Genomic DNA, 22,682 nt, shown 5'->3' on the forward strand with positions numbered 1-22,682 from the left:
TTCAGCCCGGAGGCCAGCTAAACTTGCGGCCGCCCAGCAGGTGCAAATGCACATGGTAAATAGATTGCTGGGCATCGGGTCCAGTATTAAACACGGTGCGGTAGCCGCTGCGCGCAAGGCCTTCACGCTCGGCCATTTGGCGGGCTACAACAAACAGGTGACCAATGAGTGGGGCGTCTTCCTCGGTCAGCTCATTGAGCGAAGGAATCGGTTTGCGTGGAATAATGAGCAAATGGACGGGCGCCTGGGGGTTGATGTCGCGCAGCACAATGCACCGATCGTCTTCGTAGACAATCTCACCCGGAATCTCGCCGTCCATAATCCGCTGGAACAACGTTTTCTCCGCCATACCCTTGGGATTGGTTAGCTCCTTAGACAAAAAGAAAAATATAGCACCTGAGAAGCTTCAGTGCGCAACGTAACAGACCGGTAAGCTCACAAAACCCTAAGGAACGCTGCTTTCGGCTGCACGTTTGCCTTTATCGGTCCCTGCATCATCGCCCGGCAGCAGTATGCCGACCGTTTACGTAACGCGGCGCGTGCACTTTAATGCAGCACACCGCCTGCATAACCCAGCTCGCTCAGAAACCTGGAATCAAGAAACGTTTGGTCTGTGCAACCACCCTAACTGGCACGGCCACAACTACGTGCTTGAAGTCACTGTGGCTGGCGAACCCAACGCGGAAACCGGATTTGTCCTAAATTTGCGCGATTTAAAAGCCATTCTTGAGCAGCGCATCTTGAGCAAGCTAGATCATAAGAACCTGAATTTGGATGTCGACTTTTTACAAGGGATTATTCCGACAACCGAAAACTTGGTGGTAGCCATATGGCGTGAATTAGAAGACGCGCTACCAGCTGGCCGGCTATACCGCATACGTCTGTATGAGACCGAAAGCAACTACGTGGAATACTATGGCGACTAACAACAAGCAGCACGCGCATTCTGACGTGTGGCCTGAAGCCTTTGATGGACATCCAGTTGGACGCTATGAGCGGCAGGACCTGTACTGTCCGGAAGCGACAGCAGCCATCGAGCGGCATGTGCGCGAGATTTTGCGTTGGATTGGAGAAGATCCGGATCGCGAAGGGTTACAGCGCACGCCAGAGCGGGTGGCCATGGCCTTCCAATACCTCACGCAAGGGTACCACCAGGATCCTCGGGCCATTTTGGAGTCGGCCCTTTTCGAAGAGGATTACAACGAAATGATTCTGGTAAAAGATATCCAGATCTACTCCCTATGTGAGCACCACTTGCTGCCCTTCTTTGGGAAAGCGCACGTAGCCTATATTCCCAATAGGAAGATTGTTGGGCTTAGCAAGATTCCGCGGGTAGTGGACGTCTTTGCGCGGCGTTTGCAAGTGCAAGAACGGCTGACGATTCAGATTCGGGATGCGCTGGAATCGGTGTTGCAACCCTTAGGCGTGGCGGTGGTCATTGAAGCGCAGCATTTGTGTATGATGATGCGGGGGGTAGAGAAGCAGCATGCGGTGACGACCACGAGCGCGATGAGTGGTGCCTTTTTAAAAGAAGCAACACGCGCAGAGTTCATGCGGCTCATTAACGGAGGGTGATCTGTGCCGGTTGTTGTCATTACGGGAGCAAGTCAAGGCATTGGCGCTGCCATTGCGCAGGCTTTTGCTGAAGAACCTGCGGCGCAACTGGCGTTGGTAGCGCGCAATCAAGAGCGGCTGGAAGCTGTAGCCGCAGCCTGCCGGGATCGGGGTGCTGAAACCCTGGTGCTTCCTTGCGACCTGACCAACGCAGCTGCAGTCGAAGCTGTTGCGCGTAGCGTACTTGCACACTGGGGAGCACCAGAAGTATTGGTCAACAACGCGGGGTTATTCCGACCTGCCCCTTTGCGGCAAACCACGGTTGAGGAGTTTCAAGCCCAGCTTGAGGCCAACCTGACGAGTGCTTTTCTGGTTACGCGAGCGTTTCTGGAGCCGATGATTGCCCAGCGGCGAGGCCATATCTTTTTCATGGGATCGGTAGCTTCGCTCAAAGCTTATCCAGGCAGCGTTGCCTATTGTGCAGCCAAACATGGGTTGCTGGGTCTGGCGAGGGTAGTGCGTGAAGAGACACGCCAGCTTGGGTTACGCGTGACGGTCGTGCTACCGGGAGCGACTTACACCCCCAGTTGGACAGGGGTGGACCTGCCCGAGACGCGTTTTATGCCAGCAGAAGATATTGCGCGGGCTGTACGCGACATTTACCACCTTTCAGCCCGAACAGTCGTCGAAGAAATTTTGCTCAGACCGCAAGAAGGAGATGTGTAAAGGATCTTGGCCTAATCCTGCAAAATGCGCTGCTGTACGGCTTTGCCCAATGCTTCCAGCCGGTCGCTGATGCGTACAGGATAAGGTGGATCCGCCTCTTCCAGGCTAAGCAGATGCTTAGGTAAGCGGCGCAAGCCTTCCTGAGCCCGCTGGCGGGCTGCCTCGAGCGTTTGCTTGCCTGCTTCAGTACGTTTCCCCTGACGCATCACGCATGCGAGCAACGGTTCGCCCTCAGGAAACGTCTCGTCACTGCAGGCAATCAGGTCATAAGCAGCTTCGCCTGCCTCATTGTAAAACCGAAATACCTGCTTGCGACCAGGAAGGTTGGCTTTTTCCAAAGAGAGTTTCATGCGGCCTTCCCCTTGGAATTCACTTAGTTTGTAGGCGCTGTCAAGATAGGGCCGGTCACTGAGGGTACCCATACGGGTGCCTACGCCAAAGCCATCGATAGGTGCGCCTTGCGCTAGCAGTTCTGCGATGCGGTATTCGTCTAAGCTACCACTAACAAAGATTTTTACGTGGTTTAGGCCCGATGCATCGAGCAATTGCCGTGCTTGGCGGGCTAGCGTAGCCAGGTCGCCCGAATCAAGGCGAATGGCTCCAACAGAAAACCGCTCCCCGTACTTCTGATGCAATGCGATGACTTTACGGACGCCCTCGAGCGTGTCGTAGGTGTCTACCAAGAGCGTTGTGCCAGGATACAGCTGCGCAAAAGCCCAGAAGGCCTCTTCTTCTGTCGGATGTGCTTCGATGTAGCTATGGGCCATCGTACCCGTGACCGGCACGCCGTACTGCTGGCCGCCCAAAACCAGCGAAGTCGCTTGCACGCCCGCAATGTAGTAAGCCCGCACGGCTTTAAGCGCCGCGTCCGCGCCATGCATGCGGCGCGCGCCAAAGTCGACCACCAAGCGACCCTGCGCAGCCTGCACCACACGGCTGGCTTTAGAAGCTATGCCGGTCTGAAACGTGATCTGATTGAGCACAAAAGTTTCAATTAACTGGGCTTGGCCAATCGGAGCTACGACTTGCAAGAGCGGCTCGCCAGCAAACACTGGGGTGCCTTCGGGAACGGCATAAACGTCGCCTGTAAAACGCAACTGGGCAAGATACGCTAAAAAGTCGGGTTTAAAGCGACCAAGTGAGCTGAGGTAGTCGAGCGCCTCAGGCGTGAACCGGAACGTTTCTAGATAATGCAGCACAGTATCGAGCCCGCAGGCTAGCAGGTAATTACGGCCAGGGATTTGACGAATGAACAAGTCAAACGTGGCCGTAGCCGTGTCCAGGCCTTCGCACCAGTAGGCCTGCAGCATGGTTAGCTCATACAAGTCGGTAAATAAAGCCGCATTGCTATCCGAAACCCAGCTCATAGAAAAGATGGCTTTTCTTAAAAAAATACGGCGCTTCCCTGTCAATACTGTGCAGGTAGATCTGGCAATGCGTTGTTTTGCGAACTTTTAAAGATTGCGATGTGAGCAGAATGGCATTCTTGTTGTGGAGCTAAGTTTGGGTAACCAATCCTGTCTTCTTATGGCTGGACCGTTCATTGTGATTACGCCGGATGAGGCGACGGTGCAGGAAGTGGCGCAGCATTTACAGCCGCTTGAACTACAGCCTTTATTGCACTTCCGCACGTTACAAGAATGGATTCGTTACGAGCAAAATACCGAGACTGCACCAGCTGCCCTGATTTTATTAGCGCTGGCTTTACCGGACAGCGAAGGGTTGGATGCCTTTGCAGAAGTAAAACTACGTGCTATCCAGACGCCTGTAATTGCGTTACTGCGCCGTGAAGAGGCCATGCTTGGGATTCATCTGTTGCAAATGGGGGCAGCCGATTATCTTTTTCGGGACGAGCTGTGCGCCTTGTTGCTGCAGCATGTCGTGGCGCGCGCACTTGAGCGCCAAAAGCTACAAAACGCGCTTTCTGAATATTTGCAAGAGCTGTATGCCAGTGAGTCGCGATTCCGGGCTATTCTACGGCATTATCCCGATGGGCTGCTGGTATTGGATGAAGCCGGCCGGGTTTTGCTGGCTAATAGTGAAGCCTTCCGCTTGTTGATGCTTGCGGAGACCGAACTGGTCGGGCAAAGCATAGAGGCCCTTTTTAGGGTTTCTGAGCCGGGCTTTGTCGTGGTTGAGGCACTACAAGGATTGCGAAAATTGCGTATGCAGGAAATTGCTTGTGAAGAAGATGGCTGCCGCTTGGTACTGTTGCGTGAACCAACGCCTGCAGAGCAAGGGGTAGGCGTTTCGGCAGGACTGTTCACCATGCCTGCGTAAACATAGGCTGAGGCGCTATAGCCTTGGCGTACTTTTAATTCAGGCGCGGATCTTCAGGAAAGTTTGCCAGGAGGGCATATTCACCACCCATGCTGCGCAGCACCTGCCGCCACAACTGAAGAGGATCGTTTTGAAACACATGATGAGCTTGAGCGGGGGCTAGCAACCATCCCCCGGCTTCATATTCTGCTTCAAGTTGTCCAGGCGCCCATCCAGCATAACCCAAAAAACAGCGTATGCGTTCTGGTTCAGGAGGATCCGTGCGGAGTTTCTCCAACAAGGCCTCAACTTCGCCTCCCCAATAGACCCCGTCGGTTACTTGCTGGGCATTCGGGATGGTTTCCCCCAGTTGGTGCAGGATGTGCAGCGTGTCGGGCTGCACTGGCCCCCCCAGGGATAGCGGATAATTGACCGGCACCTCGAGCACGTCGCGTAACGTGAGCGTGACGGGACGGTTTAAAATCAACCCAAAGCTTCCTTCAGCATCATGCGCACACAGCAAAACTACCGTACGCCAGAAGTTGGGATCTCGAAGCATCGGGGGCGCAACGAGCAAGATGCCCGGACGTAACGCAAGCGGAGGATTCATCGGCTCACGACTTCTAAGGCTGTTTAGGCTGTTGGAGCAAAGCCTTGAGTGCGCCGCACCACCAGTCGGCGTTGCGCGTAATCGTAGTCACTGTAATGGATTGAACATGCGGAATAAGCTGCACCAAAAGAGGAGGAATAGCCTCCCACTGCTGGGCACGAATGCGACCTTCCAGTTCATCCGATACATGGCGGCTCCAGCGCCAGCGTGCCCGTAAGGCTTCGGCTTTTTTCCAGTAACCACGATCTTCCCATACTTGGGCACTTTCCTCAATGGTGGCATAGATGCCGCGCAAGTTGAACACCAAAAACGCCACCATATCTCGGGCTTCGTCATCAAAAGAGCTCCGTTGGGCCAGCAGGCGAAGCACCTCGGCGCAAGAACGCAGGTGCTGCTGACGCCGTCGGGCAGCGCTATCACTAAGACGCAGGAGCTTTCCCATACCTAAACAGCCAGCAGGTGCAGCGCTAAAGATCGTATCGCCACCTGCTTTGGTTCAACGCCTTGAGTGCTACTTTGATGGATTGCGCAAGCGCACTGGCCGACGTAGCTTAAGACGCTTTTGCATAACCAACCTTGCAACGGCCGTGCAAACCTATCGCATTCCACGTACCGAACTGACCGTCTCGCGTATTGCTTATGGTTGCATGCATTTGGGGGGACCCTGGGAGGTCCCTACCATAAGTCCAGAGGTAAAGCGGCGGGCAACCGAAGCTATTTTGACCGCTCTGGAAGCGGGTTTTACGTTATTTGATCACGCCGATATCTACAGCCGAGGAAAATCGGAACGCGTGTTTGGTGAAATTCTCCGGGAACGGGCCATCCGGCGCGAAGCGATCATCCTGCAAACCAAATGTGGCATCCGATTTAAAGATGACCCTCCTGGCGCGCCGCAGCGCTACGATTTTAGTTACGAGCACATTGTGCGCTCCGTTGAAGGAAGCCTGCAGCGGCTTGGAACCGACTACGTGGACGTGCTGCTTTTGCATCGGCCCGATGCACTGATGGAGCCCGAAGAGGTAGCCCGAGCTTTTGACGTCCTGCATCGCAGTGGTAAGGTGCGCTACTTTGGCGTGAGTAACCATACCGCGGCACAAATGGCTTTGCTAATGCGCTACGTCGATCAGCCGCTGGTCGTCAACCAACTCGAACTTAGTTTGCTGCATGCCCACCTGATCGAAGAAGGGATTGTGGCCAACCACAATGCAGCCCCGGCCCATGCAGGCGTGACGGGCTTGCTGGATTTCTGCCGCTTGCATGACGTGCTCGTGCAGGCTTGGTCGCCGTTAGCTAAAGGGCATCTTATTGAGCCTCCAGCAGAAGCCGAAAGCCGCACGCTGCGTGCAGCCGAGGCCGTTGCAGAACTGGCCGAGGCAAAGCAAGTGTCGCGTGAAGCCATTGCTCTGGCCTGGCTTTTGAGGCACCCTGCGCCAATTCAACCGATTATTGGCACGCTCTCGCCTGAACGCATTCGGGCCTGCGCTCAAGCCGATACCGTTTCGCTAAGCCGCGAAGAGTGGTATGCCCTGCTGACGGCTGCCCGGGGCGAGCGTGTGCCCTAAAACGCTCAGTGCACCACGTATAGGCGCTGGATGTAGCGCTGCCCTTCGGCCTCGAACACGCAAAGGTAAACCCCACTGGCCCACCTTTCGGCGTTTAACCGAACTACGTGTGTACCGGCCAGCCGAGGTTCATCCACAAGCACGGCTACCTGCCGGCCCAATAGGTCATATACGCTGAGGCGCACGGGACCCGTCTTGGGCAAGTGGTAGCGGAGCACCGCCTCATGGCGAAAGGGATTGGGGTACGGCGCTTCAAGCCGCGGCGCGGTAGCCAGCGTAGGAGGCTCCTCGGCCAGAACCGGCCAATCGCTTATGAGAAATTCTACCCGGATCGGAATAATACGGTTGTTTAGCCGGGTATTATCACTTAACCGCGTCTCCCAAAGGGGCAGCCAAGAGCCATCGCGGCGTGGGCCAATAAAAGAGCGGTTTTCAACCGTATATGCTGCAGTAACCAACACAACCTGGTTGGTGTCGCTACCCGCATCCCGATAGCCGATAAAGAAGGTGTTGGGTAAGTTGCCCATCTGGTTGGCATAGGGGAACAGATCGATCTCCGCAAATGCCAGGGTTAAAGAGGTTACCGGCTGATAAGGACGTGGGTCGTTAAAGGTTTGTTCGAAAAGTAGGTTGCCTGGCGTGCCATCTGGCTGTGCAGCCCGCACCGTCAGCGTAAAGTCGCGGGGCGCGGTACTGGGCGGTCCGTTTTGAAACTGGCTGTAAAAATACAGCGGTAAGCGTACGCGCCCTAGAAGGGTGTAGCCCGGACGTGGATTTTCAAAGCGGGTGAGCAGCTCTAAGCCTCCGGAAAGCGCAAAAGGTGTTTGGGCCTGACCATTGTCATATTGGGCAAGTTGTGGCGTGAAAGTCCGGTCTGCGCTCCAGCTAGCGCGGTAGGTGATCTGTGAGGGTGTACCGGTGGTAGGACACACTACGATGAGTACAACCCGGTTGTACACGCCAGAAAACGTGAAAGAACCTCCGCTTAAAGATTCCACCACCGGCGCACTGTTGGGAGGATAGCGAACGGCACGCACGGCAAAGTTGGTTCCACTAAGGGTTACCGTAAAGTCTTTGACATAGGTCCACACCAGGTATTGTACACCTCCGCCCTGCACCGTAATGGTTGTGTCGGGCGTTTGCGTAGCGATGCGGCCGTCATAGACGACCGCGGGGGCAGCGCGCAGGTCTTGAAAGGCTGTGCGGCTGTAGCCGTAGGCAGGGTTTAGGCTCGGGTCGTTTAGGAAATTGGCAGTGTGAAAATCCACCAAGAAGTCACTAAAGTCTAAGCTTATGGAGTTTAAGGCGTTTCGATAGCCCGGCAAGCCGCTAGCAAGGTCTCGGGTGATGGCCCCCGTGGCAAGAGCTCCAAGGCGCTCCTCCAGGTAGGTTGTAAAAAGCCCTGCGCGCTCGTAGTCGTCCAGTACAGCTAGGGACTGATTTTCAGACCAGCGAAAGAGCTCCACATTGTAGCGCTTTACATCGCTTAGGTAGCGCATAGGGCGACGGCTGTAGCCGTTTAGGATTTCTGCCCACTCTGAGAGGCCTTCGTTGACAAACGTCAGCTCCTGTTGGTCGTAGTTGAAATGAATCAAGTGCTGATACTCATGTGCAGCCGTGGCCAGAAGCTGTTCTAAAGGAAATCCTTGGCTAAGTGAGGGATAAGTATCTAGGTAAAGGACGTCGCGATTATTGCCGAACGGGACCAGGTCGCCGCTATAGACAAAACCGGCAATAAAACCTCCGCCGCTTTCAGGATTCCAGCCGTCACGGATGTCGACCAGCAGCACGTCTGTTTTCCCATCTTTGTCAACATTGGGTGGGCTGCCGAAGACTTCCTCGTTATTGGCGATGATGCCTTGGTTAGGATTATATGAGCCGCTCGGGGTTGCTTCAGCGAGTGCTCTGCGTAACGCTTCCAGCTTGACGTTGTCGACGTAGCCGCTATCGAGCGAAGCGACCTCGACCCACAGGTAGAAACGCGCCTCAATGGCACGCAGCTCAAACAGGCGATTTTCTAGGGTACCGTTTGTAAAGTTGCGAACCTTAAAGTTTTGCCGATCGCCAATGTTGGGGGGAGCTTGAATGGTAGGTGTCGCAGACAGCAAGCCTAAGGCTTTACGGCGGTGGAAGTCGGCCAGGGCTTGTAGGGCTTCAGGCTGCTGATTCAGCCAGTCGGTCACGTGCAGCACGTAGCTTTTGGGGCTTGGCGGTGCAGTAGGCTCAGGAAGCGGGTGCAGCGTTTGAGCTGCAGCTGCCATGGGCCAAAGCAGCAAAAAGAGATAGCGCTTCATGGCTGCAGGGTAGAGCAACATGAAAGGGGTGCAAGAATATAACACTTAAAGGTAAGTCAACACCTAAGCCAAGCAAATTCTATGCTACGTTTAGCTTTGGCCGGTTTTTTAGGATTTTGGGTTATGGGATGCGCATCTACGCCGCTGCCTGCGCAAGCGCCAATTACGGTAGAAGGGGAGGTGGTGGCCCGTGGGCAAGAGCCGTTTTCAGCGCTTGTGTTGGAGACAGCAGAGCGGAATTTTTACGTGCTTGTTTTTGCCAAGGCGGCCGATCGGCAGGCGGTAGCGGTCCAAGCCCCTTTGCGCTTGCGGATAACCGGAGAGCCCTTTTTGGATCATTGGCAGGGCAGGCCCTATGCCCACTTGCGGGTGCAGCATTGGGAACGGCTACGCTGAAGAGGCGCGGTGTGTAAACAGTCTGCGCACTTCTTGCACACGTACTACGCGAAGGCTGAATAGGCCCCCAATAAAGGCAAAAAGCAGCAGCACTTCTGGGAGAGGATGTTGCAATAGCGGCCAGCTATGCCAAGCGCCAAAGAGCAGTCCGGCCCAAACGCCCATGGCCAGTACTTGGTGCCAGGGATAAGGAACGGGATAGTGAGGTTGGATGAGTCGCCAAAGTAACAAGGCCATGAGGGCATAGGCTAAAGTAGTAGCCCAGGCAGCGCCCAGCATGCCCCAACGCGGTACCAGCAGTGCGTTGAGCATCAACGAAGCAGCTGCACCAGCCAGCGTGCAAGGAACGAAGTATCCAGTGCGATGCTGGAGATAGGCTCCGGCGGAAAACACATAGTACCAGCCTTGAAACAGGTAGCCTAATAGGGCTACCGGTACGATAAACAGTCCGGTCCAGTAGCGGGCATTGACGAGCACATAGCCTCCAGGTAAAGGCAGGCGAACAATTTCTTGAGCAAACAGGGATACAGCCAAAAAGATCAGCAGGCTGATAGCGCTTAGTAGCACAAAAACGCGGGCAAACAGGTGAGGGGCATCGGGATCGCGGGCATGTTGCAAAAAGAAGGGTTGCCAAGCAAAGCGAAACATTTGCACGAAAAGCATTAAAAAAATGGCCAGTTTGAGTACACCATTGTAGACGCCTACCACATGGTTAGCATAGACGGCTTGGGCAGCTTCGCTCATGCGGTGTTGCACTTCTGGAGAAAGCACGCCGCTGGCGCGTTCTAGCACGGCCTGAGCTGCACGTTCAGCTTCATGGGCCAAAGCTTCTAGATCGAAGCGGTCTCCATAGAGTTGCCTCACCTGCTCAGGCGAAAGGCGCTTGAGAAAAAGCAGGTTAATGCGGTCGGTAATGGCATAGCCTAGGCCGCCAGGTAGAAACGGTAATCCAAAGCGCAGCAAGCGTTGCCAAAGCTTTTGGTCGAACGCAGGCCGCATTAGGCGCAAAAACTCAGGACCAAGGAGGAGGAGGGTAACGGCTGAGGCGATAGCGTTGGCGAAAAAGACTGCTTCGAGTCCCCAGTGCAGTCCAATCAGCAGCCAGACGTTTAGCCCTACATTAACGATTACCCCTGCCAAGCGAATCAGTGCAAATCGCCACGGGCGGTTTTGAAGCCGCAGCTCGGCAAAGGGTACTACGGCCAGCGTATCGAGCACTAGAATGAGGGCCACGTAGTAGAGGAGCCATTGGTAGCGGGCTTCGAGGTCAATCAGCATAGCTATTGGCTCAGGGAAAAGCACCATGAGCAACGAAAACCCTAAAGAGGTGAGCAGAAGTGAGCCGACCGTTGTGCTGAAGATGTGCCTTCGCGTTTCGAGCGTTTCGGCTTCAACGGCAAAGCGCAGGTAGGCTGACTCCATGCCGTATTGGTACACGATGTTCAAAAAGATAAAGGCCGTGTACACAATCGAAATAATGCCGTAGGCATCCGGGGGAAAGACGTGCGAATAAAAAGGAAAAAGAAAAAAGTTGAGCAAACGGGCTAAAATGGAGGAAAGCCCGTAAATTGCGGTTTCAGAAGCAAGTCGATGCAGGCGCCCCGAAGGCATGGCTGGCCTTAGCGGTAAGACTGGCGGCGTCGGTGAAAGCGTAGCAGAACGCCGTCGAGTACCAGATGGCTGAAGTAGCCTACCACAGCTGCGCCATAGAAAGGTAGACCCGAAAGCGGTCGGTCTGGGAAAAACAGGTATGGTAAGAGCAGCAGTGGGGAAGGAATCAAGAGCATGGCCCACCACGTATGCGTCCATCCCCGGTGTTTTCCTAAAATGGGGAGGATGGCAAATAGCCCTAGGTAAGCGGCTTCTTCAAAGTGGCGCGTTGCAATCAGCATCCCATCGACCAAAAAGAAGATCCAGTAAAACAGTGCCTGTCCGACCGAATTTGTGTCGACGTCAGGCCAGAGGGCAAACATGAGGCACAGGCCAAAGAGGGCTAAGGGGTAGGCCAGCATTTCCAGCAGGCTGAAGTGCTGGTAAGCCGCATCAATAGAAAACACGTAAAGCAATCCGGCCAGGTAGACGGCAAAGAAGAGGGTAGCCCCGGCCAGATGTCCCCGATAGCTTGGCACCGTTAATGTTTGACCGTTTGGCGGGCCCGTTCGACCAGGTAGAGGATGGCCAGCCGGTAGCCAGTAGCTCCCAGACCGACAATTTGGCCTTCACATACTGCGGCTGTCAGGGAATGTTGCCGAAAATCCTCGCGCGCGTGCAAATTAGACAAGTGCACTTCAACGACCGGGACCGAGATGGCAGCAATAGCGTCTCGCAGCGCCACCGACGTATGCGTATAGCCACCGGGATTAAAGACCACGCCATCGAAGTGTTCTGCTTCGGCCCGGTGGAGCTGATCGATCAGCGCGCCTTCGTGGTTGCTTTGGATGAATTCCAGAGTAATATCTGGAAACGCTTCCCGAAGCATTTTTTCCAAGTCCTTGAGCGAGGTTCGGCCGTAAATCGCCGGTTCCCGCTTGCCGAGCAAATTCAAATTGGGGCCGTTGAGTACGAGAATTTTCATAATGGCTATTGGGGTTATGGTCTTTACCTGAGGGTTAGGCCACGTTAAAGATACAACAGGCGTGGTTAAGATGTAAGGCGGCAGCAGAATTGCAGGCCATCGTAGGCGAGATTCATGCCTGGCGGAAGTTGAGCATCCACGTCGGCATGCAGCACTTCGTGCGTCATATGGATGAAGTACGTTTGGCGGGCGCCGATGCGTTGGGCTACGGCAACGGCTTCATCGATCGAAAAATGCGTAGGATGGGGGCGTTTGCGCAGGGCGTCCAGCACGAGTACGTCCAGGTCTTGCAGCCGCTCGAAGCTCGATTCGGGGAGTTGGCTCGCGTCGGTGAGATAGGCAAAATGACCGATGCGGTAGCCGTACATAGGGAGTTTGCCGTGCAGCACGTCGATGGGCTCAACGCGCAGGCGGGTTGCTTTTCCGTAGCGGCTGGTGATTTCAAAAGGACCTTCAACGGTTTGCAAGCGCAGCTTAGGGACGCCAGGGTAGCTACCATCAGCAAAGATGTACGAAAACATGTGATAAAGTACGCGGGCTGTAACTGGTGGAGCGTAGCAGGGGATAGGGTGCTGGTTTTCAAAGAAGAAAGGGCGCAGATCGTCGATGCCGGCTACATGATCGAAGTGATGGTGGGTGTAGAGCACGGCATCTAGGCGGTGGATGCCTTCGCGCAAGGCCTGCTGGCGAAAATCCGGGCCGGTATCGATAAGGATGCTCAGGTCAGCCGCTTCGATATAGCAGGCGCATCGGGTGCGGCGGTCGCGTGGATCTGCAGAGCGACACACCCGGCAGGAACATCCTATGACGGGCACGCCGGTTGAGGTTCCAGTGCCCAGCAACGTGACCCGAAGCATTGCCGGCTCATTCGAGGTCGACATGGAGCACTTCGGCAGGTGTAGTGGCTCCGCGCGCCCAGGCTTCTTCAAGGGCCCGCCGGAGGGCCGGTTTAATGTAGATTGCTTCAAGTGGGCGGTTACGCAGCGCCTCAGCCAGCAAAGCGATATGGACTTCGGGCGGGTGGGCCCGATTGAGTACAACAAGCTCATGGCCCTGCTTGATGCAGTAGCCTCCTCGGAACGGTCCGCGCTCGATTCGCACGCGCAGGCCTAGCTGGCGGGCCAAGGCAATGAGCTCTTGAAGCAGCCCATGCAAGGCGCTAGAGGCGTGCATTCTAGGCATGGTTTAGTCCGTTGCAAGACGGGTGGCTTGGCCATTTTGTGAAAGGGCAAACCGGTCGGTCACGTCCTCACCGGTTGCCGGATCTACAAAGCGAAAACTCAAGGGGGGAAGCGTAGGGTCTGCTTCCAGACGAACGCGAATCAGGTGTTTCAACAACCACCGCGCGGGATAAGGCGGGATCCGATGCGTGAGGTAGGCGGCTGTAAAAGGATGAATGCGCAACGTGATGCTGCGGCGCTCGCTTTGGTGGCGGTAAGCATGCAGCCATTGGTCGATTGCAGCCAAAAGCGCATCGGGTGTGGGTTGCGCCAGGGCAGGGGGTAAGGCTTTTTCTTTAACCAAACGTTCGGTGATTTTGTCGAAGGCTGTGGTTAAGCTGGGCCGCAGACGCTGGCGCGTGATTTGAACCAGCCCAAAGTCGCTCATGGGCAAGATTTTGGTCACAGCACGATCGCGTCGGAATTCCTTTTTCAGCTCGTCGTAGACCTTCTTTTTGTTCTTTTCGTCTTTGAGGTCAATAAAATCAATGACAATAATGCCACCCAAGTCGCGTAGCCGAACTTGCCGTGCGATGACGCGTGCTGCTTCCAAGTTGACGCGGAGCGAATTTTCTTCCTGGCTTAAGCCGCGCCCTGCTCGGCCCGAATTCACGTCGATAACGTGCATAGCCTCGGTATGCTCAATGTAAAGGTACCCCCCCGAGGGCAACTCGACGCGACTTTCAAAGGCTTGCGCTACCTGGTCGGCAATCTTGGTTGCAGCAAAAATGTGTGTCTTGCCCCGATAGAGCTCTACGACGTCGACTTTGTGGGGTGCTACGGCTTGCACATAGTTCCGAATGTTGCGGTGCAGGCGCGGGTCGTCGACCAAAATGCGCGTGCAGTCTTCAGAAAACAGGTCTCGGATAACTGAGGAAACCATGTTGACGTCTTCGTGCAGCAGCACGGGGGGTGTGGGGTGCTCGGCCAGCTTTTTCTCAATCCTTTGCCATTTTTCCAGGAGCAGGCGCAAATCCGTATCTAGGGCTTTGGCGTTTTGGCCTTCGGCCACCGTGCGGACAATGACGCCAAACCCTTCGGGAACCAAGCTGCGAGCCAAAGCCCGCAAGCGCCGACGTTCTTTGTAGGAGGTAATCTTTTTCGAGACGGCCACGTAGCTAGCAAAGGGTACCAGCACCAGAAAGCGTCCCGCAAGCGAGATGTCGGTCGACACCCGGCTGCCCTTTGAAGAAATCGGTTCTTTAATGATTTTGACCAAAAGCGGCTGATCTCGCTTGAGCAGGGCCTCGGGCGCAAAGGGTGGATTAGAAGCTGTTTCCTTAGGCTCTGCCTCGCTTGGGGATTTTTCGGAGCCAGCCGTTTCTGCAGCTTTAGGCTTAAGGCGCCGTTGGGCTAAGCGTCGGCGGCTACGAATAAGAACATCTAGGCGAAGCCGCCGGGGCGCTTCGCTTGGTTCGTCCGGCGCCGTCTTAAGGTTGTGATCTTCCTCGCCTTCCCCATTTGCAGTGGCTGCCAAATGCCCGCGTGGATGCCGACGCCGCGTCAGATGCTGGTGGTGCGCTTCAATTTCGGCAGCCAGCTTTTGAACGCTGGGTTGCGGGTCAGCCAGGAACTTTAGCTGTAAAGGCAGGCTGGGCGAAATATCGGAAAAGTGGAGAAAAGCGTCCTGTTTTTGGCCAATATCCACAAAGACGGCCTGAATGTTGGGCATTATGCGGCAGACGCGTGCCAGGTAGATGTTGCCGATAGTCCGTTCGTGTTCGGGGTCTTCGATGTAGAACTCGACCAATTCGCCGTCCTCGACGATAGCAATACGCGTCTGATCTTTCTCGGCGTTGATGATAATTTCTTTGGCCATACAACTCCTCGTTGCACGGGCCCCAAACCGGTTGGGGCCGGGAGCCGCTCAAGCGGAAACGCACCCCGCGACCTGACAACAAAAACCAAATAGAAAAAAATCGAAGCTTTGGTGAGGCTTCCTGCAAGCTCCAGGACTGCCACCGGTTCAAGGCGCACGTGCGCTTTTGGGTTAAAGGGAAAATCACCATATATACCTGCACCGCCACCAGGTGCAGCGTGTTCTGCCATCGTAAAAGCCTAGAGGTTTTCATGCGGTGGCAGGCAAGTAAAGAGAAAAAAATCCATTCAATCAAAAACCCCGCCCCTGATCCTTTACCTAGCCAAGCAAGGCGGTCCAAGGGGCTTTTCCTGACGGGGTACAACGCCAAACGGTACGTCGTTTGACTTATTAGGTAAATCGCCTGTAAGGATAAAAGGATCCCTAGCGCAGCAACGCATTGCTTAAACGTAAATTCGCATCCCCTTCGAGCAACCTACCCTATATTTTCCGAATATGAACCTTCAACAAGTGTTTGTAAAACAGACTGGCATAGCGTGTAATGGGCGTTGAAACCCTGGACCCTTCCGTGCGTCGCGTGCGGCGCTTTCAGCGTTACCGGGTGCGAACAGGGATGCTGGCCTGGATGCTGCATCGTCTAACGGGCCTTGGGCTGGTGGTCTATTTGGTATTGCACGTTTGGGGGCTGCGGGCGCTGACCGACCGTGAAGCCTTTAATGCGCTGATTGCTTCCTATCATGCTCCGATTTTTAAGCTTGGGGAGTTTTTTTTGCTTGTGGCGGTAGCCTATCATGCGCTCAACGGCTTACGCATTGTGCTGATTGACTTTTTAGGGTGGCATCCACACTCTAAAAAGCTGTTTTGGACGCTAGCGATCGTGTGTCTGTTTATTATTGGCGTTGGTGGGTATCCTTCGCTGTATGCGGTGATCACCTATTTGACTGGTGCATAATCATGGCAACCCAATACAGTAAAATCCCCCGCTCTAAGGCACTTAACTGGTTTTTGCACCGCATTACGGGGACATTTTTGATCTTTTTGTTGATCACCCACTTTTGGGTACAGCACTACGACGCGCAGACGGCTAGTGTGGCTGCGCAAGTGCTTTCTAGTGAGCAAATTGCAGCCGGTGAGTTGCCGGACTATCCTGAAGCAGCTAAAGAGGCCGTGCGTGCACGCTATGGCCCTGAGGCAGCGGTTACGCCTTATGATGTGGTTATGCTTCGGCTAGCTGATCCAGTTTATGCTGTATTGTGGAAGGGATTTAACATTCTATTTTTGCTGTTTGCGCTGCATCATGGTTTTTATGGGCTGAATAACATCCTAACCGATTATATCCGTAATCCGATGGGGCGGGTGTTGGCCCAAACGCTTTCTTGGGCATTAGCCTTGGTACTTTTAATTGTGGGGTTGTACTCGGTCATTACGGCAGGTTGGGGCTACATGCCCGCTTCGTGAGCGGATTGGATTTGGAACAGTAGACGACCATGATTTTCTCGCATGATGTTGTGATTGTAGGGGCCGGTGGTGCTGGTTTGATGGCGGCCCTGTACGCTCGGGAAGGTGGGGCTGATGTCGCTGTGCTCTCCAAGCTGCACCCGCTGCGTTCGCATACCGGTGCGGCTCAAGGGGGCATTGGCGCGGCCCTGGGCAATGAAGAAGAAGACCACTGGCTCTGGCACGCCTTCGATACGGTGAAGGGGAGCGACTACCTGGGCGACCAGGACGCTATTGAAATCATGTGCCAGGATGCCCCGCGTACCATTATTGAGTTGGAGCACTATGGCGTGCCCTTTAGTCGTAACAAAGAGGGTAAAATTGCCCAGCGCCGTTTTGGTGGCCACACGCGTAACTTTGGAGAAGCACCGGTGCGCCGAGCCTGTCATGCTGCTGACCGCACTGGACACGCCATCCTACATACGCTCTATGACCAGTGTATCAAAAATCAGGTCCGGTTTTATGACGAGTTTCAAGTACTGGATCTGATCCTAACGCCTGAGGGCGTTTGTTGCGGTGTGGTGGCCTATGAACTGCTGACAGGAGAGCTGCACATCTTCCACGCTAAGATGGTATGCTTGGCTACAGGGGGCTACGGGCGCGTCTATAAAACCACCTCTAATGCGCACGCCAGCACTGGCGATGGAATGGCGCTGGTCCTTCGCAGCGGCCTGCCCTTAGAGGACATGGAGTTTGTGCAATTTCACCCCACTGGCCTTTACCGGCTGGGGATCCTGGTGACCGAAGGGGCACGTGGCGAAGGCGGCATTCTCCTGAACGATAAAGGAGAACGTTTCATGGAGCGCTACGCGCCTACGGTGAAAGACCTGGCGCCGCGAGACCTAGTCTCCCAGTGTATTTACAAGGAAATTCGCGAAGGCCGTGGTATCAACGGCAAGGACTACGTTTACCTGGACTTGCGGCATGTGGGCCGGGAAGTCATTGAGGAAAAGCTTCCGGAGATTGCTACGTTCTGCCGCACCTATCTGGGTATTGATCCCGTAAAAGAGCCTGTCCCCGTGGCGCCTACCTGTCACTATGCCATGGGAGGAATTCCGACCAACTACGATGGTCAGGTGGAGCGTGCGCTGCGGGGAAGTGTCGTGCCAGGCCTCTACGCGGTAGGCGAGTGTGCTTGCGTTTCGGTCCATGGGGCCAATCGTTTAGGGACCAACTCGCTGCTGGATTTGGTAGTGTTTGGCCGTCGGGCCGGAATGCATATGGCCGAGATGCTTCGTAAAGAAGGTCGTAAAAAGGAATTGCTTCCTGATCAGCCGGATCGCCGCATTCGTAGCCTCTTGGAAGATATCTTGGGGCGTACGGAAGGTGAACCTGTCGTAGCTGTGCGTACGGCGCTGCAGCAGACCATGATGGACCATGTCTCGGTCTTTCGAAACGAGGAAACCCTAAACACGGCCCTAAACGACCTCAAGCAAATTCGACAGCGCGCACAGCGGGTGGTAGTGCGCGATAAAAGTAAACGGTTCAATACAGAGCTGATGGATGCGGTCGAGTTGGGCTTTCTGGTTGATGTCGCTGAGGCCATTACGCAGGCAGCGCTGCACCGAACCGAAAGCCGGGGTGCCCACTCCCGTGAAGATTATCCCAAGCGGGATGACGAGCACTGGCTGAAGCACACGCTGATTTATCGGGAAGCGGAAGGCTCTTACCGCTTCGACTACAAGCCAGTCGTTATTACCCGTTTCCAGCCGAAAGAACGTAAGTACTAAGCCGGTAGGCGTAAGATTAGCGGCAGTGACCATGAAGATTAACGTTAAAATCAAGCGCTTTAATCCGGAGACCGACGCTGCGCCGCACTGGGAAACCTATGAGGTCGAGGCTGACCCTATGGACAGCGCGCTGTCGGTGCTGCTCTACATTAAGTGGCATCTCGATGGCTCTTTGACCTTCCGCAAAAGCTGTGGTCATGGCGTTTGCGGGTCAGATGCCATGAAAATCAATGGCGAAAATCGCCTAGCATGCTCTGTGTTGGTCAAAGATTTGGTGCGTGGCGAAGGGGATACAATCACCTTTGAACCGCTGCCTACAGCCCCTGTGGTCAAAGACCTGGTGATTGATCAGAGTCGGTTTTTTGAAAAATACCGGGCCGTTAAGCCCTGGCTGATTACCCATAGTCCTCCGCCCGAACGAGAGCGTTTGCAAAGCCCCGAGGCGTTTGCTTTGATTGAAGATGCGACCAAGTGTATTATGTGTGGGGCCTGCACGCATGCCTGTCCCAGTACGTGGGCCGATCCGGAATATTTGGGTCCCGCTGCTCTGCTGAAAGCGTATCGCTACACGTTCGATTCCCGGGATGAAGGCGCCGAAGAGCGTTTGCCCGTGGTCGATTCTCGGGAGGGGCTGTGGAAGTGCTATACGATTTTCAACTGCAATGAAGCCTGCCCGAAAGAGATTGACATTTCGCGTTGGCTTTCCGCCTTAAAGCGGCGGGCTGTCATTGAGGCCGCTGCCCGGTAACTGGGCGAACGCGGTTAGGGGACTACGACGGCAGGTTCAGGATCTTCTAGCCGAAGCCGGGCAAAGTTGAACGGTGGCGAGGGGCCTTCCAGCCGTAGATAAAAGCCCAAAAGTCGGTAGGCACGTTCCAGGTTCTCGAAAGTGTGCCGAAATGTGGCTACCTGATCCTGGGCAACCAAATAAGCTGTGCGTACAACTTGACGCTGGCGAAGCTGCACTACCAGTGCTGTTGCGCGCTCGGCAGCAGCTTGTAGTTTTTCGTGGCAATGATGGGCCGCAAGCTGCACCAATCGATCGGCTTCAGTCTCCAAAGCCTGAGCATTCGTAGCATTGGGGTTGGCAAGGCGGATGGTTTCAAGCAGCCGCGGCCGATCCACCAAAAGCCGGAACGTCCATTCCTGACGCCCCTCCAGTAGGGCCAGTGTTGCACAAAAGTCTTCGTAATGCGCCTCTAGAAAGGCCTGAACATGGGACAGGTCTGGACAGATCGTCCCAAACCGTAACGGAAGCAGCGGTCCCTCGATTTGCAACGAGGCCAACAGGCGATGATGGGCTTGCAGGTGCATGCGGAACGCCTCAGGATCGGCCAGTTGCTTTCGTAGCACCTCAGGACCGTATTGCGCAGCAGGGACATGCCGCAGGATAGCTTGCAGCTTTCGATAAGGTAAAATTGCTAAGTCGGCCGGACCATCTACGGTGCGTCCGGCATAGGTGATGCCGTAAAGGTAGCATACGGTAGTTGGCGCCGGCTTGAGGTGGGTTGTCACTTGATGCAAAATGGCTTCCAGCCACCACTGTTTTAAAATCTGGCGGGCCAGGGCCATAGCTTCTTGACGGGCGCCTTCGGTAAGTGCATACAGCTCGTCGTCTGAAAAGCGCCAGCTAGACGAGGCTGGGGGAGCATTCATGGGGAATCCTGGGCTGAAGAGGCTTCTGAAGGACGGAGACGCGAAAGCCAGGCTTCGTTTTGGCTGAGCTGCTGCCGCAGCGCTTCAATCTCTTTCAAAATTTTTCGGGCCTGATCGAGTTCGTTGCCGTTTTTCTTTTCAGCGCCTGCAGTTTCCGTCGGCTCTTCGGGTGGGGTTTCCGGGCGGCTTACCAGTGTTACCCGGGGCGTGACAAACTGCGGGCGCTGTGATGTCGCCGCGGGCTCTGTTTTCGCGGGAGGTGGCGAGGGTGATCGAGAAGGGGTCTTTTCCGCATATCGGGCCTGCAGGGTTGCCGAATGCTCCAAAATAGCCTGAAGCATTTGTTCTTTAAGGAGGGCACGTGCTTCGGCTAGGGCTTCGGTTCGAGCCTCTTCGACAAGGCGCTGGATTTCGTCTGCCGTAAGCGCAACAAATTGCTCTCGAAAGCGCTCGATGAGCTGGCGAATATGTTCGGCTTGCATGGCAGCTCCGATAGTGAAAAGGGCAATAGGTTTCCCCTGCAAGAGGCATGCCTAAAAAGGTGAACGACACCTTATAGAGAGAGTTTCGTGTCAAAAGGAAAAGCTTTCCTAGGTTTAGGAAAGCACGTGCGTTTAGGAGAAAATTTTTAGCTGTTGGCCTGGATAAATACGTCCAGACCGCAGCTCATTCCATTGCATCAGGTCGCGTACTGAAACACCGTACTTGCGGGCAATCAGATACAAGGAATCTCCGGGCTGAACGCGATAGATGATGTATTCTGGGCTTTGGCTTTTGTTAGGATAGAGGGTTAGCCGTTGTCCAGCTCGAATCCTCTCTCCTGAGAGGTTATTCCAGCGTTTGAGATCGGTTACCGAGACGTTGTATCGGCGCGCAATTTCGCTCAATGTATCCCCTCGCCGAACGCGGTAGACGATGCGTTCTGGCGTTACGGGCTGCGATAGATAAATCACCAGCTCTTGGCCTGCATGGATGATGTTGCTTGAGAGGTTATTCCAGCGTTTGAGATCGGTTACCGAGACGTTGTATCGGCGCGCAATTTCGCTCAGCGCGTCACCCCGACGCACGGTATAGACCACGCGCGTGGGGGCGTCGGGTTCAGATGCTGTCGGGGTTTCTGTTTCGGTTACAGCCGATACAGTTTCAACGGTTGCGGAGGATAATGTTGAAGGGGTTGCGTTAACGGAGGCCGTAGGTGTCACCTCTAAGGGCGCCAGCGGGCGAATGGCACGGCCGCCATACTGCACACTGACGGGTTGCACTTCGGCTAGCCTTACGGCCTGTGTGCTTTCGTGGGTGGCTACAGGGATGATCAAGCGCTGGCCAGGATGCACTACGGTACTCCGCAAGCCATTGGCGCGCATGAGCGCGGATACGCTTACGCCAAAGCGCCGTGCAATCGTGCTCATAACGTCGCCTCGTTGGACCGTATAGGTCGTGACCGGCTGCTTACGCGTTTCAGGCAACCGGGCATACTCCTCAGCAAAGCGCGCGTAGGAGCCCAGGGGGAGGCGGATAAAATAGGGGCCGCGTGTTGGAGGAAGCATGTTGGTGCGCAGTTCTGGATTGAGGGCGCGCAGCGTAAGAACATCGGTTCCTGCCATCTGGGCAATTTCTTCTAAAGAGAACATGCCATAGATGGGCACATAGTCATACTCGTAGCGAGGGCCGGGTTCTGGCGTTAGGCCTACCGTAGCCGGGTTCGAGGCCAAAAGTGCCGTAGCAATAAACATAGGCACATAGTTGCGTGTCTCGCGGGGCAGGTAGGTATAGATATCCCAAAACGAGCGCGACGTTTGGCGGGGTTGACGGGCGGCTTGGTTCAGTGCGCGCTGCACCCGACCTGCCCCGGCATTGTAGGCAGCCAGTGCCAGGTGCCAGTCTCCGAACATGGCATACAGATCCTTCAAATGGCGGGCGGCCGCTCGGGTAGATTTTTCAGGATCCATGCGTTCGTCCACCCAAGGAGTGATTTGCAAGTCGTACAGACGGGCTGTGCCGGCCATGAATTGCCACATGCCTACGGCCCCAGCGCGACTGCGTGCACGTGGGTTAAGGCCGCTTTCAATCATGGCCAAATATTTCAACTCGTCGGGCAGTCCTTCTTCGGCAAAGATCTGTTCGATCATGGGAAAGTAGGTTTCTGCCCGGCTAAGCCAACGGAGCAAGTGTTTGCCTGGCTCGCGAAGGAGAAAATCAATGCTGGTTTTGACCAGGCGGTTCATGGTCAATGGTACCGTGCTCGCAACGGTAGGCAGCTCGGGCAGCATCACGTCTTCCAAGAGCGGATCGCGTGTAGCGTTCATTGCAGCAAACAGCGCCTCGCGAAAGGCAAAAATGTCCCCGTAGCTTAGCGTCAGCGTATCGGGCGGCACGCCGTAGACCTGTTCGTACTCGGTAATCAGGCTACGGTAAACTTCTTGGAAGCGCACATTTTCGGTAATGCCGGGGCGTCGGCTAAGGGCTGCCAGAGCTTCCATGGCATGATCTAAAAGCTGGGCAGCTTTTTCTTTCTCTCCCGCAGCTTCTGCCTTAAGGATTTGTGCTTGGTAATCATACAGGCGTGCCAGGTAGGCCAGTAGCTCGGCCTCGCTTAAGCTATCTGCTTCGGGCCAGGCTTCCAAATCGCTCGACCAAAGCAAAGCCTGCCGCCGTTCAAAAGGGATCTCTTCGGAAGGGCGGGTTGGCAAGCGCTCTATAGACCGGGTCAGATCTTGGGCAGCAAGGGAGCCCGCCAGACTACCTGCGAGCGCCAAAACAAACAGCCGTCGAAGCACGCGTACC

The 22,682-nt window shown here is 55.1% G+C and carries 24 protein-coding genes; 10 read left to right on the forward strand and 14 right to left on the reverse strand.

Annotated features, from left to right (window positions below; genetic code table 11):
* Position 1: 1 nt before the first annotated feature.
* Positions 2-349 (reverse strand): histidine triad nucleotide-binding protein, encoded by a 348-nt coding sequence (locus tag J8E65_RS02895; protein WP_210373860.1) that lies wholly within the window; start codon positions 347-349, stop codon positions 2-4.
* 163 nt (positions 350-512) lie between these two features.
* On the opposite strand from J8E65_RS02895, the gene J8E65_RS02900 reads away from it, so the two are divergent.
* Genes J8E65_RS02900 through J8E65_RS02910 form a run of 3 tightly spaced genes read left to right on the forward strand, consistent with a single transcriptional unit; the run spans position 513 to position 2,280 of the window.
* Positions 513-926: a 6-pyruvoyl trahydropterin synthase family protein gene (locus tag J8E65_RS02900; protein WP_210373861.1), complete on the forward strand. Its 414-nt coding sequence runs from the start codon at positions 513-515 to the stop codon at positions 924-926.
* A complete protein-coding gene (folE, locus tag J8E65_RS02905) occupies positions 916-1,575 on the forward strand; it encodes a GTP cyclohydrolase I FolE (RefSeq protein ID WP_210373862.1) in 660 nt (219 codons plus the stop codon). Before J8E65_RS02900 ends, folE begins: the two co-directional genes overlap by 11 nt.
* Before the next feature lie 3 nt (positions 1,576-1,578).
* Positions 1,579-2,280: an SDR family oxidoreductase gene (locus J8E65_RS02910; RefSeq protein WP_210373863.1), complete on the forward strand. Its 702-nt coding sequence runs from the start codon at positions 1,579-1,581 to the stop codon at positions 2,278-2,280.
* 11 nt (positions 2,281-2,291) lie between these two features.
* On the opposite strand, the gene J8E65_RS02915 is transcribed toward J8E65_RS02910, so the two are convergent.
* On the reverse strand, positions 2,292-3,647 hold the full coding sequence (locus tag J8E65_RS02915) for a nicotinate phosphoribosyltransferase (RefSeq protein WP_210373864.1): 1,356 nt from the start codon (positions 3,645-3,647) through the stop codon (positions 2,292-2,294).
* Positions 3,648-3,807: 160 nt separating this feature from the next.
* Here J8E65_RS02915 and J8E65_RS02920 point away from each other — a divergent pair, with 160 nt between their 5' ends.
* Positions 3,808-4,560 carry a PAS domain-containing protein gene (locus tag J8E65_RS02920; RefSeq protein ID WP_237181560.1) on the forward strand — a complete coding sequence of 251 codons (753 nt, stop codon included), beginning with the start codon at positions 3,808-3,810 and terminating at the stop codon, positions 4,558-4,560.
* Positions 4,561-4,594: 34 nt separating this feature from the next.
* On the opposite strand, the gene J8E65_RS02925 is transcribed toward J8E65_RS02920, so the two are convergent.
* Together J8E65_RS02925 and J8E65_RS02930 are read right to left on the reverse strand one after the other, a co-directional pair.
* Positions 4,595-5,149 (reverse strand): YqgE/AlgH family protein, encoded by a 555-nt coding sequence (locus J8E65_RS02925; protein WP_210373865.1) that lies wholly within the window; start codon positions 5,147-5,149, stop codon positions 4,595-4,597.
* A gap of 13 nt (positions 5,150-5,162) precedes the next feature.
* Positions 5,163-5,591: a hypothetical protein gene (locus J8E65_RS02930; protein WP_210373866.1), complete on the reverse strand. Its 429-nt coding sequence runs from the start codon at positions 5,589-5,591 to the stop codon at positions 5,163-5,165.
* Positions 5,592-5,736: 145 nt separating this feature from the next.
* Here J8E65_RS02930 and J8E65_RS02935 point away from each other — a divergent pair, with 145 nt between their 5' ends.
* Positions 5,737-6,711: an aldo/keto reductase gene (locus J8E65_RS02935; protein WP_210373867.1), complete on the forward strand. Its 975-nt coding sequence runs from the start codon at positions 5,737-5,739 to the stop codon at positions 6,709-6,711.
* 5 nt (positions 6,712-6,716) lie between these two features.
* Here J8E65_RS02935 and J8E65_RS02940 read toward each other — a convergent pair whose 3' ends face one another.
* A complete protein-coding gene (locus tag J8E65_RS02940; RefSeq protein WP_210373868.1) occupies positions 6,717-9,005 on the reverse strand; it encodes a T9SS type A sorting domain-containing protein in 2,289 nt (762 codons plus the stop codon).
* An 81-nt stretch (positions 9,006-9,086) separates the two neighbouring features.
* Here J8E65_RS02940 and J8E65_RS02945 point away from each other — a divergent pair, with 81 nt between their 5' ends.
* Positions 9,087-9,401 carry a hypothetical protein gene (locus tag J8E65_RS02945; protein WP_210373869.1) on the forward strand — a complete coding sequence of 105 codons (315 nt, stop codon included), beginning with the start codon at positions 9,087-9,089 and terminating at the stop codon, positions 9,399-9,401.
* Here the strand turns inward: J8E65_RS02945 and J8E65_RS02950 are convergent.
* The 6 genes from J8E65_RS02950 to J8E65_RS02975 all read right to left on the reverse strand — a co-directional run bounded on the left by J8E65_RS02950 (position 9,393) and on the right by J8E65_RS02975 (position 15,015).
* Positions 9,393-11,012, reverse strand: a complete 1,620-nt coding sequence (locus J8E65_RS02950) for an oligosaccharide flippase family protein (protein ID WP_210373870.1) — start codon at positions 11,010-11,012, stop codon at positions 9,393-9,395. The genes J8E65_RS02945 and J8E65_RS02950 overlap by 9 nt on opposite strands.
* 8 nt (positions 11,013-11,020) lie before the next feature.
* Positions 11,021-11,530 carry a metal-dependent hydrolase gene (locus tag J8E65_RS02955; RefSeq protein WP_210373871.1) on the reverse strand — a complete coding sequence of 170 codons (510 nt, stop codon included), beginning with the start codon at positions 11,528-11,530 and terminating at the stop codon, positions 11,021-11,023.
* Between the two features lie 2 nt (positions 11,531-11,532).
* The gene (gene aroQ / locus J8E65_RS02960) at positions 11,533-11,979 is read right to left on the reverse strand and encodes a type II 3-dehydroquinate dehydratase (protein ID WP_415663038.1); all 447 of its coding nucleotides are present in this window, start codon (positions 11,977-11,979) and stop codon (positions 11,533-11,535) included.
* A gap of 62 nt (positions 11,980-12,041) precedes the next feature.
* On the reverse strand, positions 12,042-12,857 hold the full coding sequence (locus tag J8E65_RS02965) for an MBL fold metallo-hydrolase (RefSeq protein WP_210373873.1): 816 nt from the start codon (positions 12,855-12,857) through the stop codon (positions 12,042-12,044).
* Complete coding sequence (locus J8E65_RS02970; protein WP_210373874.1) at positions 12,841-13,158, reverse strand: hypothetical protein; 318 nt, start codon at positions 13,156-13,158, stop codon at positions 12,841-12,843. Before J8E65_RS02970 ends, J8E65_RS02965 begins: the two co-directional genes overlap by 17 nt.
* Before the next feature lie 3 nt (positions 13,159-13,161).
* The gene (locus tag J8E65_RS02975) at positions 13,162-15,015 is read right to left on the reverse strand and encodes an Rne/Rng family ribonuclease (RefSeq protein WP_210373875.1); all 1,854 of its coding nucleotides are present in this window, start codon (positions 15,013-15,015) and stop codon (positions 13,162-13,164) included.
* Positions 15,016-15,556: 541 nt separating this feature from the next.
* Here J8E65_RS02975 and sdhC point away from each other — a divergent pair.
* Genes sdhC through J8E65_RS02995 form a run of 4 tightly spaced genes read left to right on the forward strand, consistent with a single transcriptional unit; the run spans position 15,557 to position 18,990 of the window.
* Positions 15,557-15,967: a succinate dehydrogenase, cytochrome b556 subunit gene (gene sdhC, locus J8E65_RS02980; protein WP_210373876.1), complete on the forward strand. Its 411-nt coding sequence runs from the start codon at positions 15,557-15,559 to the stop codon at positions 15,965-15,967.
* A gap of 2 nt (positions 15,968-15,969) precedes the next feature.
* Entirely contained in the window at positions 15,970-16,473 is a 504-nt protein-coding gene (locus tag J8E65_RS02985; protein WP_210373877.1) for a succinate dehydrogenase hydrophobic membrane anchor subunit, read from the forward strand.
* 29 nt (positions 16,474-16,502) lie between these two features.
* On the forward strand, positions 16,503-18,242 hold the full coding sequence (gene sdhA / locus J8E65_RS02990) for a succinate dehydrogenase flavoprotein subunit (protein WP_210373878.1): 1,740 nt from the start codon (positions 16,503-16,505) through the stop codon (positions 18,240-18,242).
* 31 nt (positions 18,243-18,273) lie between these two features.
* The gene (locus tag J8E65_RS02995; protein WP_210373879.1) at positions 18,274-18,990 is read left to right on the forward strand and encodes a succinate dehydrogenase iron-sulfur subunit; all 717 of its coding nucleotides are present in this window, start codon (positions 18,274-18,276) and stop codon (positions 18,988-18,990) included.
* A 14-nt stretch (positions 18,991-19,004) separates the two neighbouring features.
* Here J8E65_RS02995 and J8E65_RS03000 read toward each other — a convergent pair whose 3' ends face one another.
* From J8E65_RS03000 to J8E65_RS03010, 3 genes are all read right to left on the reverse strand, one after another.
* Complete coding sequence (locus J8E65_RS03000) at positions 19,005-19,898, reverse strand: GvpL/GvpF family gas vesicle protein (RefSeq protein WP_210373880.1); 894 nt, start codon at positions 19,896-19,898, stop codon at positions 19,005-19,007.
* Positions 19,895-20,380: a translation initiation factor IF-2 gene (locus J8E65_RS03005; protein ID WP_210373881.1), complete on the reverse strand. Its 486-nt coding sequence runs from the start codon at positions 20,378-20,380 to the stop codon at positions 19,895-19,897. Before J8E65_RS03005 ends, J8E65_RS03000 begins: the two co-directional genes overlap by 4 nt.
* Positions 20,381-20,512: 132 nt before the next feature.
* Positions 20,513-22,675: a LysM peptidoglycan-binding domain-containing protein gene (locus J8E65_RS03010; protein WP_210373882.1), complete on the reverse strand. Its 2,163-nt coding sequence runs from the start codon at positions 22,673-22,675 to the stop codon at positions 20,513-20,515.
* Positions 22,676-22,682 lie beyond the last annotated feature (7 nt).

Origin of the sequence: Rhodothermus bifroesti, assembly GCF_017908595.1 — a bacterium.
GTDB lineage: Bacteria > Bacteroidota > Rhodothermia > Rhodothermales > Rhodothermaceae > Rhodothermus > Rhodothermus bifroesti.

Excerpts from the sequence above, each read along its gene's own strand:
- J8E65_RS02920 (WP_237181560.1), top strand. The coding sequence starts at position 3,808 with ATGGCTGGACCGTTCATTGTGATTACGCCGGATGAGGCGACGGTGCAG.
- J8E65_RS02915 (WP_210373864.1), bottom strand. The coding sequence starts at position 3,647 with ATGAGCTGGGTTTCGGATAGCAATGCGGCTTTATTTACCGACTTGTAT.
- J8E65_RS02985 (WP_210373877.1), top strand. The coding sequence starts at position 15,970 with ATGGCAACCCAATACAGTAAAATCCCCCGCTCTAAGGCACTTAACTGG.
- J8E65_RS02950 (WP_210373870.1), bottom strand. The coding sequence starts at position 11,012 with ATGCCTTCGGGGCGCCTGCATCGACTTGCTTCTGAAACCGCAATTTAC.
- J8E65_RS02895 (WP_210373860.1), bottom strand. The coding sequence starts at position 349 with ATGGCGGAGAAAACGTTGTTCCAGCGGATTATGGACGGCGAGATTCCG.
- J8E65_RS03000 (WP_210373880.1), bottom strand. The coding sequence starts at position 19,898 with ATGAATGCTCCCCCAGCCTCGTCTAGCTGGCGCTTTTCAGACGACGAG.
- J8E65_RS02940 (WP_210373868.1), bottom strand. The coding sequence starts at position 9,005 with ATGAAGCGCTATCTCTTTTTGCTGCTTTGGCCCATGGCAGCTGCAGCT.
- J8E65_RS02930 (WP_210373866.1), bottom strand. The coding sequence starts at position 5,591 with ATGGGAAAGCTCCTGCGTCTTAGTGATAGCGCTGCCCGACGGCGTCAG.
- sdhA (WP_210373878.1), top strand. The coding sequence starts at position 16,503 with ATGATTTTCTCGCATGATGTTGTGATTGTAGGGGCCGGTGGTGCTGGT.
- J8E65_RS03005 (WP_210373881.1), bottom strand. The coding sequence starts at position 20,380 with ATGCAAGCCGAACATATTCGCCAGCTCATCGAGCGCTTTCGAGAGCAA.
- J8E65_RS02900 (WP_210373861.1), top strand. The coding sequence starts at position 513 with ATGCCGACCGTTTACGTAACGCGGCGCGTGCACTTTAATGCAGCACAC.
- J8E65_RS02970 (WP_210373874.1), bottom strand. The coding sequence starts at position 13,158 with ATGCCTAGAATGCACGCCTCTAGCGCCTTGCATGGGCTGCTTCAAGAG.
- J8E65_RS02965 (WP_210373873.1), bottom strand. The coding sequence starts at position 12,857 with ATGTCGACCTCGAATGAGCCGGCAATGCTTCGGGTCACGTTGCTGGGC.
- sdhC (WP_210373876.1), top strand. The coding sequence starts at position 15,557 with ATGGGCGTTGAAACCCTGGACCCTTCCGTGCGTCGCGTGCGGCGCTTT.
- folE (WP_210373862.1), top strand. The coding sequence starts at position 916 with ATGGCGACTAACAACAAGCAGCACGCGCATTCTGACGTGTGGCCTGAA.
- J8E65_RS02995 (WP_210373879.1), top strand. The coding sequence starts at position 18,274 with ATGAAGATTAACGTTAAAATCAAGCGCTTTAATCCGGAGACCGACGCT.
- J8E65_RS02975 (WP_210373875.1), bottom strand. The coding sequence starts at position 15,015 with ATGGCCAAAGAAATTATCATCAACGCCGAGAAAGATCAGACGCGTATT.
- J8E65_RS02925 (WP_210373865.1), bottom strand. The coding sequence starts at position 5,149 with ATGAATCCTCCGCTTGCGTTACGTCCGGGCATCTTGCTCGTTGCGCCC.
- J8E65_RS02945 (WP_210373869.1), top strand. The coding sequence starts at position 9,087 with ATGCTACGTTTAGCTTTGGCCGGTTTTTTAGGATTTTGGGTTATGGGA.